Raw genomic sequence first — 16,678 nt, 5'->3', positions numbered from 1 at the left:
TGTGTTATACGATTTTACCTGTGTTATAATTTTGTAAATTAGAGTTATAAAAAATTGAATTATGGACAAACCTTTTGTAGACTTTTATACCGATAAAAAATCAATAATTAATGAGATTCATAAATATGAATCTGATAAATATGAAATTTATGACGAGGAAGATGAGTGGAATGTGATTTTATTTGTTGATAAAACAGAGGATATTAATAATTTTACTGACTTTCTTAAGGAAAGACTTGGTATGAGTGGTAACGATGTTTATGATATTATCCATGAAATTTGGGATAATGGTCATGATACTCTTGGTGAAATGTTAGATGAAGAAACCACTGATAAAATTATGTTAGAGTCTGAAAATTATATTTTAGGTAAATAACATATAAACTGTTGTTAATTTATAACACACTTCAATTTCTTCTCTTTTCGTAAATCAGTATAATCCACTGATTTCTAAATAATTACATGATATTATTAAAAAAAGGGAGTGACTCGAACCACCTAAAAAAATAACTCCTTGAAAATCAAGGAGTTATAAATTTCGAAGTGGTTGCGGTCTGGACGGGACTCGAACCCGCGACCCCCTGCGTGACAGGCAGGTATTCTAACCAGCTGAACTACCAGACCAATGTTAGAGTTTGCAAATATACACTGGATTTTGAATTACCCAAGTCTATAATACAAAATTGTATTTGTAATTAATTTACATAGCTGCATTTAGCTCCTCAGTATACTTAGCTTTAGGGGCTACACCAACCTGTCTACCAACTACTTCACCGTTTTTAAAAACTAAAACTGTGGGAATATTTCTAACTCCATATTTAGCAGCAAATTCCTGATTAGAATCAACATCTAATTTTCCAACTACTGCTTTACCCTCAAAATCAGTGCTTATTTCATCAATAATTGGTCCAACCATTCTACACGGTCCACACCATTCAGCCCAAAAATCAACCATAACTGGCTTATCGGATTTTAAAACTATCTCTTCAAATGTCAAATCTGTAATTTCTAACGCCATAATTTAATGTTTTTTATATGTGTTTATTTATTGTAGTTCTTTAAATCTTCAAAATAAGCAATTACCCATATCACTGAACTTAATATTATTGCCATAGGAAGAGTAAGAACCAAAATGTCATATTTATCTCCAAAAATAATTCCTGAACCAATACAAGTTCCTACTATTAAAGAAAAGATAAAGTTTTTTTTCATAACATAGATCTTAACAAAATTAACAAAAATTATTTCGAATAACCTCAATATTTACTTGTTTTAGTATTCGTTTTTTAAAATTAGCTTATCCTATATTTTATTGAAGCTAAATCCAATTCATCTAAAAGATCATTACACACATCTACCTTTTGTTTACGACTATTTAATGTTATTTTTATTTTATCCTCTGGATGGTAAATATCAAATCCAATCGGTTTTTCTCCTTTATATTTATTTAAAATATTTTTAATATGATCAATACTATCATCATTTAATGAATTTAAACTGGAGCTTAAAATAAGTTTTTTTGAATTATTTTTAATTGTCTCTCCTAATAATTCAAAGTGCAAAAATTTCATTCTTGGAGGACCTAATTTTCCAGTCTCTCTATTTCGCCAACCCTCTCTTATTGATACTCTAAATCTTATAATTGAATTAAAATCTAAAAAATGAGAAAATTTTAGATACTCCTCTCCAAAAATTCTAAATTCATGCTGGTCTTCAAAATCCTCTAGAATAAATTTACCCCACCCATTTCCGTTTTTTGAAGTTAACTTTTCAAAATCATTAATAATCCCTGTAAAATATAAATCTTTATTCATCAAAGAATCTATATTATTTAAAACACTTAATGGGGAAGAAGAAAAGAGTTTTATCGCTCTTACATGCTCATCTAATGGATGGGCAGAGATATATATGCCTACAACTTCTTTTTCTTTTTTAAGTAAATCTAATTTCTCCCATTCATCACATTCCGGAATAATTAATTCTTTGTACGTCGAATCGTCTTCATCTCCAAATAAATTTATTTGAGCTGAGTTGAGGTTTTGTTGATATTTAGCTCCAAATCGCATTGCTTTTTCAAAAAACATAATACCATCTCCATCAGGATTAAAATATTGAGCTCTATGAGAAGAAAAGCCATCAAATCCACCAGCTAAAGCCAAGTTTTCAAATGTTTTTTTATTTGCAGAACGTAAATCTATTCTCTTAGACATATCAAAAATTGACTCATAGTGTCCTTTTTCTCGATTTTGAATTATTGTCTCAACAGCTCCCTTTCCCACACCTTTAATTGCCCCCATTCCGAATCGAATTGCCTGACGATCATTAACAGTAAACTTATAAAAAGACTCATTTACATCAGGACCTAAAACCTCTAAACCCATATGTTTACATTCTTCCATGAAAAAAGAAACTTGTTTAATATCATTCATGTTATTAGATAGCACAGCCGCCATATATTCAGCTGGATAATGTGCTTTAAGATAGGCTGTTTGGAAACCGATCCATGCGTAACAAGTTGAGTGAGATTTATTAAATGCATATGAAGCAAAAGCTTCCCAATCTTTCCATATCTTTTCTAAAATATCTTCGGAATGATTTCTCTCCTTACCTCCTAACAAAAATTTTGGTTTTAATTTTTCTAACAATGAAAAAATCTTTTTTCCCATTGCTTTTCTCAATAAATCAGCTTCACCTTTGGTAAAACCTGCCAATTTTTGAGATAATAGCATTACCTGTTCTTGATAAACTGTTATTCCATATGTTTCTTCAAGATATTCAGCCATTTCAGGAAGATCAAAACTAATTTGCTCAGTTCCATTTTTTCTTGCAACGAAGCTAGGGATGTACTCAAGAGGTCCAGGTCTGTAGAGAGCATTCATAGCTATTAAATCTGCAAAAACCGTTGGTTTTAGATCTCTTAAATATTTTTTCATTCCCGCAGACTCATATTGAAAAATACCAACAGTATCTCCTCTTTGGAAAAGAGAGTATGTATCTTGATCATCTAACGGAAACTCATCAGGATTGAGATCAATATTATGCTTATATTTTACAAGCTTAACAGTGTCTTTGATTAAGGTAAGTGTTTTCAATCCAAGGAAGTCCATTTTTAATAATCCAGCGTCCTCAACCACTGAATTATCAAATTGAGTTACAACTAAATCAGAATCTTTAGCAGTAGCAACTGGAACAAACTGAGTTATATCATCCGGTGTTATTATTACCCCACACGCATGAACTCCTGTATTTCTTAGAGAACCTTCTAATATTTTTGCTTGCTGTAAAGTTCTTGCTGCTAAATCATCTCCCTTAAATAAGGATTGTAGTTCCTTTACTTTTGCAAACTCATCTCCACTTCTAACTTGTTCTTTGATATAACTATCTGATCCTCCAAAAATTTGACCCAATTTTATATTGGGAACTAATTTTGAAATTCGATCAGCCTCACCTAAGGGTAAATCTAAAACTCTTGCAGTGTCTCTTATAGAAGATTTTGCTGCCATTTTACCATATGTAATAATTTGAGCAACTTGTTTCGAGCCGTATTTATTAATTACATAATCAATTACTTTTGATCTACCTTCATCATCAAAATCTATATCAATATCAGGAAGACTTACCCTATCAGGGTTGAGGAATCTTTCAAAAAGCAGATTGTATTTAATTGGATCCAAATTTGTAATTCCCAAACAGAATGCAACAGCAGAACCTGCTGCCGATCCCCTTCCGGGACCAACTGAAACGTCCATTTTTCTTGCAGCTGAAATAAAATCTTGAACAATAAGAAAGTATCCAGGGTAACCTGTATTTGAAATCACCTCTAGTTCAAAGTCCAATCGCTCTGTAATTTCCTTGGTAATTTCTACGTATCTTTTTTCCGCACCTTTATATGTTAAATGTCTTAAATAAGCATTCTCTCCTTCAATACCCACATTAGTAATGGATTTAAATTCAGTAGGAATTTCAAATTTTGGAAGTAGCACCTGATTTGCTAGATCAAAAGAAGATATTTTATCGATGATTTCTGAACAACTTATTATTGCTTCAGGGATATCTTTAAAAATCTCTTTCATTTGTTCTTGAGACTTAAAATAATACTCTTGATTTGGAAGACCATAACGAAACCCTCTTCCCCTCCCTATTGGTGTTGCTTGTTTTTCCCCATCTTTTAAACATAATAAAATATCATGTGCGTTTGCATCCTCTTTGTTAGTATAATATGTGTTATTACTAGCAACAATAGAAACTTTATGCTTTCGGGACAACTCCAAAAGTCCCTTATTTACTCTTTTTTCATCTTCTTGATCGTGGCGTGTTAATTCAATATATAGATCATTTTTAAATATTTTTTTCCACCATAAAAGCGCTTCTTCCGCTTGACGTTCTCCGATATTTAGTATTTTTGAAGGAACCTCTCCATATAAATTTCCAGTCAAAACAATCAAATTTTCTTTGTATTGCTCAACTATCTTCTTGTCGATTCTTGGGACATAATAAAACCCTGATGTATATGCTAAAGAACTCATCTTGGATAAGTTATAGTATCCTTTTTTATTTTTAGCAAGAAAAACTACCTGATAACCGTCATCCCTTCTGGTTTTATCTTTATGATCTTCACACACATAAAACTCACAACCTATAATTGGTTTGATTTCTTTTGTTTTATCCTCCAAAAGGTTATTGTGATTTTTGATTGCTTTAATAAAGTGGAAAGCACCCATGAGGTTTGCTTTATCTGTTAAAGCTAATGCTGGCATATTATTTTTTTGGGCAGCTTCAACCAACAATGGGATTTTAGAAGTTGACTGAAGTACTGAAAATTGGGAATGAACGTGTAAATGGACAAAACTGGCTTTTAATAACTCATCTTTAATGTCATTTGAAATAATCTGAACCTGTGATTCTTCATCACTGGTTAATTCTTTTGAAGCTTTTTTTAAATTCAGATGTTCTATCCCTATTGACTTAACAGTTGACTTGAAATTTTCCTGAACTGATTTGAAATAAATATTATTACCGTTAAATGTGTCTAGAGCAATTGATTCATTTCTAATTAACTCAAAAAGACATCTGGCTGTTGCCTCAACATCGGCAGTTGCGTTATGAGCTTCATTAAAACTTTCGTTAAACAAAAATTTATTTAACTCAATTAGCGTTGGTAGTTTATATTTTCCACCTCTACCTCCAGAAATTTTACACAAACTTGCTGTTTGCTCTGTACAGGTATCTATTATTGGAATTCCCTCAAATAAATTATTAAATCCTAATCTTAAAAACTCTGCTCCTATAATATTGATATCAAAACCAAGATTATGACCACAAATAAATTTTGCTTTTTTTAAGACTTCCTCAAAACTTTTCAGAACATCTTCTAAATCAATTCCTATATTTTCAGCTAATGCTGTTGATATACCATGAATTTTCTCAGAATCGTAAGGTATGTCATACTCATTTGGTTTAACTATAAAATTTTCATGGGAAATACAATCCCCGTTAATATCATGGAGTTGCCATGCAATTTGAACACATCTTGGCCAGTTATCACTGTCAGATAAAGGAGCTTTCCACTTTTTAGGAAGTCCAGTAGTTTCTGTGTCAAAAATTAGATACATATGTAAGGTTTATTATCCTAAAAATAAATCATTATATCAAGTGAAATTGAGATTTTCCTAATCATTTATTAACTAATAATTAATATTTAAAGAATAGAGAGGATATTACTGAAGAAAAATCGAAAACAAGCTATATTTGATAAATTTTTAAAATTAGTTTGTTGAATATTTCTTTTAATGATGATAATCAAGTTTTACTTGGCAATCTGCTTAAACAAAAGCAAAATTTTCTAACTAAGGGTCTTGTAGGTTCGGGATTAAGTTTTCGATTAGCAAATGAATTTAAAAGATCACCTAGGACTTTTTTATTAATTTTTTCAGAGTCAGAGGAAGCAGCATATTATTTGAATGACTTAGAATATTTAGTTGGTGAAAAAAATGTATTGTTTTTCCCGGCAAGCTATCGAAAGGCTTACTCAACAGAAGACACTGATAATTCAAATGTACTTTTAAGATCTTCAGTTTTAAAACAACTTAATCGTAAAATTTCCAGAATAGTAGTTACTTATTCCGATGCTGTTTCAGAAAAAATAATCTCTGAAAGTACATTGAAGAAAAATACATTGACCGTAAAAAAGGGGATGAGTGTATCTCTAGATTTTATCAATGAAAGTTTATTTGAATATGGATTTGAAAGAGTAGATTTTGTTAGTTCTCCTGGAGAGTTTGCTCTTAGGGGGGGTATTATAGATGTCTTTTCTTTTTCGAATCATCATCCATATAGAATTGAGTTTTTTGGAGATGAAGTTCAAAGTCTAAGAACCTTTGATATTAAAACTCAGCTCTCCATTTCTAGTCTTGAAATAATTGATTTGTTGCCAAACACATCAATTATTTCATTCACAGACAAAAGAAAGACCTTAATTGACCTTCTTCCTGAATCAAGTTGTGTTATAAGTTCAAACATGGATGCCATCCTGAACAGATTGGATGTTTTATTTAAAAAAGCAAAAGATATTTATATTAAATCAGATTCCATTTTAAAATATCCCCCTGAAAAATTATTTGTCAATTCAAAAGAGCTAATTAAAAGCCTGGATAGTTATTCTAATTTATTATTAAATAAAAGTGATTTCGTCAAAGTCTCTGATTCACTTGTTTTTAAACAATCACCTCATCCAGTTTTTAATAAACAGTTTAATCTTCTTGTTGATCATCTTAATCAAAATCATAAGAACGGAATTATAAATTATATTCTTTGCACTAATACTCAGCAAGTAAAAAGATTAAATGATATTTTTCAGGAAATGGAACATACTGTTCATTATAAAATTTCAGAATGCGCTATTCATAAAGGTTTTGAAGATTTTGACTCAAAAATATCCTGTTTTACTGACCATCAAATATTTGGAAGATACCACAAGTACAAACTTAAATCTGAAAACGCAAGAAAAAGTGCTTTGAGTCTTAAAGAGCTCACATCAATGCAAGTTGGAGATTTTGTAACCCACATAGATCATGGAGTTGGACGATTCGGTGGACTTCAACGAATTCTTATTGAAAACTCAAATCAAGAAGTAATAAAGATAGTTTATGCTGAAGGAGATATTCTTTATTTAAGTATTCATTCCTTGTATAAAATATCAAAGTTCAATGGCAAAGATGGACATGTTCCAAGAATATATAAACTTGGTTCTAAATCCTGGAAAGTACTAAAGCAAAAAACTAAAAGTAAAGTTAAGTCGATAGCCTTTGACTTGATTAAACTTTATGCTAAAAGAAGAGAGAAAATTGGCTATGCGTGTTCGCCTGACAGCTATTTACAATGGGAATTAGAAGCTTCTTTTTTATTTGAAGATACTCCTGATCAAAGTAAAGCAACTCAGGAAGTAAAATCTGATATGGAAAGTGAAAGAGCTATGGATAGGTTAATTTGTGGAGATGTTGGTTTTGGCAAAACAGAAGTTGCGATTAGAGCTGCTTTCAAGGCTGTGGATAATTCAAAACAAGTAGCGATTTTAGTTCCAACTACAATACTTACATTTCAACACTTCAAAACATTTTCCAATCGACTAAAAGAGTTGCCAGTCACAGTGGATTATATAAACAGATTTAGAAGTCCCAAAGAAAAAAAACAAGTTTTAGAAGATCTTGCATCTGGAAAAATAGATATTTTAATTGGTACGCATCAATTGGCAAATAAATCTGTTATATTCAAGGATCTCGGGCTTTTAATAGTTGATGAAGAACAAAAATTTGGAGTTTCAGTCAAAGAACAAATCCGATCTTTAAAAACAAATATTGATGTATTGAGTCTCACGGCAACACCTATTCCAAGAACATTGCAATTTAGTTTGATGTCTGCCAGAGACTTATCTATAATAGCAACTGCTCCTCCAAATAGGTATCCTATTGAAACGGAGGTTGTCAGGTTTAATGAGAATGTGATTCGAGACGCTATAATGTATGAGCTAAAGCGATCTGGACAAATATTTTTTATCCATAATCGTGTGGAAAATATTTCAGAAGTATCGGGAATGCTTCAACGCTTAATTCCAGATGCTAGAATTGTTATTGGTCATGGACAAATGGATGGAAAAAGACTTGAAAAAACACTTATTGGTTTTATGGAGGGGGAGTTTGATATTTTAGTTGCTACCACTATAATAGAAAATGGACTTGATGTTCCTAATGCAAATACAATTTTTATTAATAATGCAAATAACTTTGGTTTAAGTGATTTGCATCAAATGAGAGGAAGGGTTGGTAGAAGTAATAAAAAAGCATTTTGTTATTTTATAACCCCACCTTACAGCTCAATATCCTCTGAAGCTCAAAAAAGAATAAATGCAATTCAACAATATTCAGAACTTGGTTCAGGAATGCAAATAGCAATGAAAGATCTTGAAATTAGAGGGGCTGGAGACTTATTAGGTGGGGAGCAAAGTGGATTTATTAATGAAATCGGGTATGATACTTATCAGAAGATTTTAGAGGAAGCAGTTGAAGAGCTTAAAAACACTGAATTTAAAGAGCTTTATAAAAATATTGAACCCAATTCTTTAAAAAACAATATTAAACAAGTTCAAATTGATACTGATTTAGAAATTCTTTTTCCTGAAACATATATCAATATAATTAGTGAAAGGTTGTCATTATACAATGAATTAAGTACTATAACAGACAAGGGCAAGCTTTCAGAGTTTAGAAAAAATCTAATTGATCGTTTTGGTCAGATTCCTGATCAAGGAAATGAATTATTGAATAGTGTTATGTTAAAATGGTTAGCCGTAAAGATAGGCATAGAACGATACGTTATTAAACAAGATAAATGTCTTGCATACTTCATTGAAGATGAACAAAATGATGTTTTCAAAACAAATACTTTTGGTGTTTTTCTTACAAATGTTCAAAAAGAAAAATCAAATATTATTATCAAAAAAAAGAGTACTAAGAATGGATTAAAATTAGTCTTAGTAATTGAAAATATTAAACGAATTGACAAACTATATCAGACTTTAAAGTTGTTGACTACAGATTCTTCAAATCCTTTATAACCTGAAAAGCAATATTTACAGAATCTTCGTCCAATATAAAAATAAACTCATTAGAGGTTGAAATAACTTCGTTAATGTTAACTCCCTCCCAGGATAATCTTTGAAATATAAAGTAGTATATCCCTGGAATTGTAATATTTTCAGTTGGCAACTTGATTGAAATTGCTGACAAATCAGAGGTTTTTTCTATACAAACTTCATTAGAAAAGGCCGACTCTATGATTGGGGATAATTCTTGACTTACAATAATATTAGATTCTTCAACCCCCCTTGATGTGGTGAAAAAAGTGTTTTTGGATGTTTCGATTTGGTTTAAAAATTTAGCCTGAGCAGGTAAAAGTGTTTCAGATATTTTAAAACAATAGTCAACTAAGGATGATCTAACAGTTATATCACCCATGTTTTTTAAAACTCTTACAATTTTGTGAGTTGTTATAAATTCTTGAGTATCAGAAATTCTTTTCAAAGCCATAACTATTGCTCCACATTTGGCTGGCTTTCTAAGAGATTTTTCAATCTCTGGCTGAATTTTTCTTGCTAATGAAGTCAAGTTTATTATACCTTGAGAAAGAGCACTTGATAAAAAGGGTTTTGTTTTAATATACTTTGAAACTTCAGAGGCTATTGTCTTCATCTATGATAGATTTTGTTACAAATATATGTATGTTGTTATTTATACAACAACTTGTTTAAAAATCAATTTAACAATATATTATTTGTTTACTTAATGATATTGGTTTTCATTGTATTTTTGATTTAAAATTCTCCATGAGTAAAACTAAAAGACATACTCTAACCGCTGCTTTACCTTATACAAATGGTCCAATACATATTGGTCATTTGGCTGGAGTATATATACCTGCTGATATATACGCTAGATATCTTAGAAATAAAAAGTGCGATGTTATCTTTATTTGTGGAAGTGACGAACATGGTGTTGCTATCTCAATAAAAGCGAGAAATGAGGGGATAACTCCAAAACAAGTAATTGATAAATACGATAAGATGATTCGGGATTCATTTAACGAGTTTGGAATTTCATTTGATAATTACTCCAGAACTTCTGCGAAAATACACCATGAAACTGCTCAAGAATTTTTCAGAGATCTTCATGCTAAAAATATTTTTATAGAAAAAACATCTGATCAATTATATGACGAGGAAGCTCAACAGTTTCTAGCCGACAGATTTGTGACTGGAACATGTCCGATATGTAAAAATATAGAAGCATATGGCGATCAATGTGAAAGTTGTGGCAGTAGCTTAAATACGTCTGATCTTATAAATCCCAAATCAACCCTTTCAGGTTCCTTTCCTATAAAAAAGAGAACAAAACATTGGTATCTTCCACTTAACCATTATGAAAAATTTATAAAAGAATGGATACTAGATGGTCATAAAAAAGATTGGAAAACTAATGTTTACGGTCAAGTTAAATCCTGGGTAGAAAATGGGCTTCAACCAAGAGCGGTAACTAGAGATCTAGACTGGGGTATACCAGTTCCAATAGATAATAATAATGGGAAAGTTCTATATGTATGGTTCGATGCACCTATTGGATATATTTCCTCTACGAAGGAATGGGCTAAGAAAAAAGGTGTTGACTGGAAACCTTATTGGGAAGATATTGATACAGAATTAATTCACTTTATCGGAAAAGACAATATAGTTTTTCATTGTATAATTTTTCCTTCTATGCTTAAAGCATCCGACAGATATATTTTACCAAAAAACGTTCCTGCTAATGAATTTTTAAATCTTGAAGGAAATAAAATTTCTACATCAAAAAATTGGGCAGTTTGGTTACATGAGTATTTAGTTGATTTCCCTGAAAAACAGGACGTATTGAGGTATGTTTTAACAGCAAATGCACCTGAGTCAAAAGATAATGATTTCACATGGAAAGATTTTCAAGCCAGAAATAATAACGAATTGGTTGCTATTTATGGAAACTTTATAAACAGAGTAGTAGTTTTAACTCACAAGTATTTTAATGGAAAAACACCAAAACCAAATAACTTTACTAGTGAAGACAATGAGGTTATAGATTCAATAGTTTGCTCTCAAAATAAAATATCTGATTCTATTGAGAGATTTAAGTTTAGAGAAGCTTTAAAAGAATTAATAGCTTTAGCAAGATTAGGAAATAAATATCTAGCTGATCAAGAGCCTTGGAAATTAATAAAAGAAAAACCTGAAAGAGTTTGTACTATATTATATGTTTGTCTTCAGGTGAGTGGACACTTAGCTTATTTAAGCGAGCCATTTCTTCCTTTTTCTTCCAAAAAACTTTTAAAAATGTTAAACTTGAAAGTTGCTGATTGGAATAACATAAAAGGTAAAATTACCATTGAAGAAGGACACGTTATAAATAGTCAAGAATTATTATTTTCCAAAATCGAAGATTCTGAAATTGAAAAACAACTAAATAAACTGGAAGCTAAAAAGAAAATTAATTTAGAATCTGTTCCACCAATAAAATCTAATGTTGAGTTCGAAAAATTTAAAAATCTTAAAATTAAAATTGGAGAAATTTTAATTGCAGAAAAAATACCAAAAACAAAAACTCTATTAAAACTAAAAGTTAACATCGGATATAAAGATTTAACTATTGTGTCAGGAATTGCTGCTCAGTATAGTCCAGAAGATATAATAGGAAAAAAAGTAAGTGTTTTAACAAATCTAAGTCCAAGAATAATTCAAGGAATTGAAAGTCAGGGAATGATTTTAATGGGTAAAGGTATGTCTGGGGAATTATTCTTTATAAGCCCTGATTCATCAGAAGTTTCAAATGGATCTGAAATTCATTAGTTAATACCAGGTTTGACTTTTTAAATTAATTGCAGCAATTACAATATCTTTTCTACTCACCTGCCCGACTAATCTACCATTATCAAGAACAGGAAAACGCCTTCTTTTTGTTTTAGAAAAATGTGATGCTGCGTCAAAAATACTTGTTGACGCATCTATTGTTTCGACATTTTTGGTCATAAAGTGGTAGACTGTTTTATCAAGTATTGGCATATTAAAATATCTACTTTCAGAAATCTCTTTCATGCAATCAGCCTCGGAAATAATTCCCATTAATTCTCCGTATTTGTCAACAACTGGGCCTCCTGATATTCTATATTTGATAAAAGATTTCATTACATCATGAATAGTTTGTTTGGGTCTAAAAAGTACTAAACTCTTTGACATTATATCTTTAACTAAAATGTTTTTCACTACTTTTCTAGTGGATAAAACTCTAGCTCCCTGAAAACTTTTAATTGCCATTTAATAGTAATTAATTCATTATAAGGTAGTTAATTTAATTTAAAGAACTCCACGTCAATAAAAAAAACAAGTGATTAATGAAAATATATAATTTTAAATATGACTAAACTAGGAATACTCGGGTGCGGCTGGCTGGGTTTCCCCTTGGCTAAGGTTTTAATCAAGAAAGATTACGATGTAAAAGGAACATCAACTTCCATAGAAAAAGTAAAAAAATTGGAAATACTAGGGGTGAATTCGTATCATTATTTATTAGAAAATAAAAAACCATCAAATACTTCTTTTTTCAAATCAATTGACACTTTGATCATTACTATTCCTTTTATTAAAAGGGGGGAGAGTCTAGAGAATTTAGAGAATTCTATTAAGAAACTAATTGAAGTAATTGAACATGAATCAATTCAAAATGTAATTTACTTAAGCAGTATAAGTGTTTATGATTCTCAAAAAGGAACTATATATGAATCTGCTAATTGCAACCCTAAATCATCATCTGGAATTAACACTTTGAAAATCGAGAATCTTTTTAATAAAGGCAAATTTATAACTACTATAATAAGGTTAGGTGGGCTGATTGGGGAAAATCGTCATCCAATACATTCATTGAGTGGGAAAAAATTTAATAAAGGGGATGAACTAATTAATCTTATTCACCAAGATGACGCATTGGGAATTATATTAATAGTAATAGAAAATTTAAATACAAAAAATATAGTTTATAATGCAGTAACTCCATTCCATCCTTCTAAAAAAGAATATTATTCAAAAATTGCTTTTACAAAAAATCTATTACCACCCATTTTCACAAACAGTTTGAACGAAAAAAAGATTATTAATTCAGATAAAATATTTGAAGAATTAAATTATGTTTTCAAAATAACAGATTTGTATGGTAGTTAATTAAAACTCTAATTATTTTCTGAACTAAACAAATTAATTTCTTCATTAATAGATTTTATCCTGTCTATGAACGAATTATAACTTGTATATAAAGACCTAAGACTTTCATCTAAACTCTTCCAATCTTTGTTTTTCGAGTGATATTTAGATTGCAACAACATCGTTTGAACTACCTTAAGCCTACTTTTAATATCTGGTAAGTCAAGTTTTTTTGGAAAATTTGACTTAGATAACACTTTTAATTTCAATTCTAACTCTTCAATAAATACTAAAATACCCTCTGGATTAAGTTTTGTTAAATTCTCAAAGCTATTAGTAAAAGCTGTAAATTCTGGCCAGTTAAAAATATTATTTCTAATTCTATATTTTGTAGAAATCGAAACTAATTTGACTGGTGGAGAAAATTCAAAATCTTTAATTTTAATATCCTGATTAACCAAGGCTTTATTTGTTTCTTGACACGAAATAGCCAGGAAAAAAATTAAAATAAAAAGTATTCTGAGTTTCCTCATTTTAATTATTAATTAAACTTAAACTTAATCAAAATTAATATAAAGAATAGGATTTGAAGAAAATATAGATGACTCGAGAAATGATTGTTTTTTTTAATTTCTAATTTTTGATAAATGTAGTGTAATGGAAATGCTACAAATGCCCAGCCTAAATAATTCTGAATCGGAGCCTTTCCTTGGTCAAAAGTCCAAAAATCTAAATTTGGAGCAACTGGTTCCATCAGTATGTCTAAAAACAACATCAATATTACTCCTAGAAATATTCTAGGATAGAAGTTATTGGTAAATTTTTGAGCTACGCTGGCAGTTATGATTAAAACCATTGCCCAGTTATAACCGATTAAAATGGGAACCCCAAATAACTTGGGACCTAGCACGTTACCATAAATATAATTACCAAAAATAAGTCCGTAGTTCACGCCTAAAACTTCGGTAAACATTCCAATAATGAATGCTATACCTGCAACCATAATTGTTTTATTAGATTCCTTAGAGTTAAGCAACAATAAAACCAGAGATATGATCAAATTTAAGGGTGTTGCTGAAATAAACCACTCACTGTCTCCATAATAAATGCCTAAAACACCTGAAAAGTGAAATATCCAAATAACTAAAATAGAAATTGAAGAAAACGAAAAATATGTTTTTTTTAACATCTCATGTTTTTTTTATTAAATCAGTAGTTATTTTTGCTGATAATAAACATAGAGGTATTCCTCCTCCTGGATGAACACTTCCTCCACAGAAAAATAAATTTTTTATTTTACTTGAAAAATTTGGATGTCTAAAAAATGCAGACAACCGGTCATTACTGGATGGTCCATATAAAGAACCTAAATGCGATTGAGTTTTTTGTTGTATAATTTCGGGAGTTAACACTTCCTCTGCCTCAATATATTTAGAAATGTCCACTCCTAGGTTACGAGATATTTTTTTTTCTACATTTTTACGAATTTGCTTTACTATTGAATTCCAATCTTGACCTTTATCAGGCGGAGTGTTTATCATAACAAACCAATTTTCTGAATTTTTAGGAGCATCTTTTGGAATATCCTTTGAAGTTATATTTATATATAAAGTTGGATCTTCATAAACTTTATTTTGATTAAAAATAGAATCGAATTCAGCGGAATAATTGTCTGAAAAAAATATATTATGGAGATCCAATTCTTTGAATTTTCTAGATATTCCCCAATAAAAAATTACTGCGGAACTTGAGGGTTCAGAGTTTAATATTTTGTTTGGCTTTATTTCATTTTTTAATAAAAGATTATATGTCGGATTTATATCCATATTACTTATCACAACATCAGAAGAATAAAAATGTCGTTCAGACTTAACACCTAAAACTTTATTATTTTTTACGACAATTTCATCAACACAAGTATTGTAAACAAATTCAACTCCTTGCCTTTTGGCTAATTCTACTAATGATCTTGCTATACTCACCATTCCCTTTTTAGGCAAAAAAGTTCCATAATGTTGTTCAAGATGATTTATTACACTCATCATTCCAGAAGTCTTGTATGGATTTGAACCGTTATAAGTTGCAAAACGGTCAAAAAGCTGAATTAAATGAGGCTCTTCTAAAGTCTCTTTATTTAATTCGTGAAGCGACTTGAAAATATCATATTTACCAAGATGGAACATTGCGTTAACAGTTTCCTTAGAAATAAATGTTTTCAATTTATGTAATGATTTTTCTAAAAAAATTGGAGCTGTTAAATCATATTTTTTCTTTGAACGATCAAAGTAATTAATTAGTTTTTTTTTGGGAACACCAAGCTTTTCCTGGACTTCATTAATAAAGTCTTGTTTATTTCCATATGCAACTAATTTTTTTCCATCCTCCCAAAAATAGTTACAGGCAATTTCTTTTTTTATGTAAGAAAAGTGGTCTTTGGGATTCTCTCCACAAAGTTCAAAAAGTTCATCAACAAATTGAGGCATTGTAAATAATGAAGGGCCACCATCAAATCTATAACCTGATTTTTCAAATGAATGGATTTTTCCCCCTGGAAATGAATTTGCCTCAAACACCTTAACCGAATACCCTTTCTTGGCAAGGCGAATACTGGATGCTATTCCTGCTATTCCTGAACCAACAATAATAGCTTTATTCAATTTTAAATTTATTTATTGTATTTGAGATTACTGTAAACCTTGAAAAAAGGTCCTCCTTATACCAATTATTTTTTCTTGTTTTTTTTACAATTTCAGTGTGTTCTTTTTGCTTATAAGCAAATTCATTAACAAAATTAAAATTTTCCCAAATACTAATTGTTGCTTGCTGAAAAAAAGGCCATTCACCAATTCCTTTATAATAGATTACACCCTTTGCTTTTTCAATGGCTTTACTTGCTAAGGGAACAGATCTCCAAAACGAAATCAATCTATTCCAATTAAGAGTAGCTCTAGTTATTATTGCTACTGGATTATTGCTTTCAAAATGCTTGATTTCTTGATGCTTAAATGGCTGGTAACCACTCCAGTAACCGTTACTTTTTACTGCTTTAAGCTCAAGGTGTCTTGTTGAAATTGATTTTTCAATGTACTGATTAAATTTTTTATGATTGTTAAAAAATGATTCAGAAGAATCCTTGTTTTTCCAGACACACAAAATAGCATAAGTACTAAAATCAGGCTTTAAACTAAAACCAGAGCCCCCTCCTGTACCCATAACTTTGTTGAATTCTAAACCTTCAATTTTGGAAAAATTATTTTTTGCAAAAGCCATTTCTTTAAAAGGCCAGTACCAATTACTACCAAAATTAAAAAGTGTTAGAGTTGTGAAAGATTCATTATTTAATTTGATATGCTTTGAAATAATTTGAATTTTATAAAACAAATATCGTCTATTTATATTTTTTAATCTATTTCT

The 16,678-nt window shown here is 30.2% G+C and carries 13 protein-coding genes and 1 tRNA gene; 4 read left to right on the top strand and 10 right to left on the bottom strand.

Features of this window, described 5'->3' with window-relative positions; translation table 11 throughout:
* Positions 1-61: 61 nt before the first annotated feature.
* On the top strand, positions 62-376 hold the full coding sequence (locus tag AC3ATN_RS01845; protein WP_487531513.1) for a hypothetical protein: 315 nt from the start codon (positions 62-64) through the stop codon (positions 374-376).
* A 174-nt stretch (positions 377-550) separates the two neighbouring features.
* Here the strand turns inward: AC3ATN_RS01845 and AC3ATN_RS01840 are convergent.
* The 4 genes from AC3ATN_RS01840 to dnaE form a co-directional block, all read right to left on the bottom strand.
* Positions 551-624: transfer RNA gene (locus tag AC3ATN_RS01840), tRNA-Asp, on the bottom strand.
* A 76-nt stretch (positions 625-700) separates the two neighbouring features.
* The gene (gene trxA, locus AC3ATN_RS01835) at positions 701-1,018 is read right to left on the bottom strand and encodes a thioredoxin (protein ID WP_487531512.1); all 318 of its coding nucleotides are present in this window, start codon (positions 1,016-1,018) and stop codon (positions 701-703) included.
* 23 nt (positions 1,019-1,041) lie between these two features.
* The gene (locus AC3ATN_RS01830; RefSeq protein WP_487531511.1) at positions 1,042-1,212 is read right to left on the bottom strand and encodes a hypothetical protein; all 171 of its coding nucleotides are present in this window, start codon (positions 1,210-1,212) and stop codon (positions 1,042-1,044) included.
* Positions 1,213-1,292: 80 nt separating this feature from the next.
* Positions 1,293-5,612, bottom strand: coding sequence for a DNA polymerase III subunit alpha (gene dnaE, locus AC3ATN_RS01825; RefSeq protein ID WP_487531510.1), 4,320 nt, complete (start codon positions 5,610-5,612; stop codon positions 1,293-1,295).
* A gap of 161 nt (positions 5,613-5,773) precedes the next feature.
* Between dnaE and mfd the strand changes: the two genes are divergently transcribed.
* Positions 5,774-9,109, top strand: a complete 3,336-nt coding sequence (gene mfd, locus AC3ATN_RS01820; protein WP_487531509.1) for a transcription-repair coupling factor — start codon at positions 5,774-5,776, stop codon at positions 9,107-9,109.
* Here mfd and AC3ATN_RS01815 read toward each other — a convergent pair.
* Entirely contained in the window at positions 9,084-9,743 is a 660-nt protein-coding gene (locus AC3ATN_RS01815) for an aspartate kinase (RefSeq protein WP_487531508.1), read from the bottom strand. The genes mfd and AC3ATN_RS01815 overlap by 26 nt on opposite strands.
* A gap of 134 nt (positions 9,744-9,877) precedes the next feature.
* Here AC3ATN_RS01815 and metG point away from each other — a divergent pair, with 134 nt between their 5' ends.
* Positions 9,878-11,920, top strand: coding sequence for a methionine--tRNA ligase (gene metG, locus AC3ATN_RS01810; RefSeq protein ID WP_487531507.1), 2,043 nt, complete (start codon positions 9,878-9,880; stop codon positions 11,918-11,920).
* Here the strand turns inward: metG and AC3ATN_RS01805 are convergent, their stop codons facing one another.
* The gene (locus AC3ATN_RS01805; RefSeq protein WP_487531506.1) at positions 11,921-12,385 is read right to left on the bottom strand and encodes a CBS domain-containing protein; all 465 of its coding nucleotides are present in this window, start codon (positions 12,383-12,385) and stop codon (positions 11,921-11,923) included. It lies immediately after the preceding gene.
* A 99-nt stretch (positions 12,386-12,484) separates the two neighbouring features.
* On the opposite strand from AC3ATN_RS01805, the gene AC3ATN_RS01800 reads away from it, so the two are divergent.
* Entirely contained in the window at positions 12,485-13,285 is an 801-nt protein-coding gene (locus tag AC3ATN_RS01800) for a Rossmann-fold NAD(P)-binding domain-containing protein (RefSeq protein ID WP_487531505.1), read from the top strand.
* 8 nt (positions 13,286-13,293) lie between these two features.
* Here AC3ATN_RS01800 and AC3ATN_RS01795 read toward each other — a convergent pair whose 3' ends face one another.
* Genes AC3ATN_RS01795 through AC3ATN_RS01780 form a run of 4 tightly spaced genes read right to left on the bottom strand, consistent with a single transcriptional unit; the run spans position 13,294 to position 16,645 of the window.
* Positions 13,294-13,797: a hypothetical protein gene (locus tag AC3ATN_RS01795; protein WP_487531504.1), complete on the bottom strand. Its 504-nt coding sequence runs from the start codon at positions 13,795-13,797 to the stop codon at positions 13,294-13,296.
* Positions 13,798-13,805: 8 nt separating this feature from the next.
* Positions 13,806-14,453, bottom strand: a complete 648-nt coding sequence (locus tag AC3ATN_RS01790) for a carotenoid biosynthesis protein (RefSeq protein ID WP_487531503.1) — start codon at positions 14,451-14,453, stop codon at positions 13,806-13,808.
* Between the two features lies 1 nt (position 14,454).
* Positions 14,455-15,921 carry a 1-hydroxycarotenoid 3,4-desaturase CrtD gene (crtD, locus tag AC3ATN_RS01785; protein WP_487531502.1) on the bottom strand — a complete coding sequence of 489 codons (1,467 nt, stop codon included), beginning with the start codon at positions 15,919-15,921 and terminating at the stop codon, positions 14,455-14,457.
* Positions 15,914-16,645, bottom strand: coding sequence for a DUF3291 domain-containing protein (locus AC3ATN_RS01780; protein WP_487531501.1), 732 nt, complete (start codon positions 16,643-16,645; stop codon positions 15,914-15,916). Before AC3ATN_RS01780 ends, crtD begins: the two co-directional genes overlap by 8 nt.
* Between the last annotated feature and the right edge of the window lie 33 nt (positions 16,646-16,678).

Source organism: Candidatus Marivariicella sp. (assembly GCF_983056325.1).
Note: the sequence above shows the minus strand (reverse complement) of the source record. Positions and strands in the feature narration are given on the sequence as shown.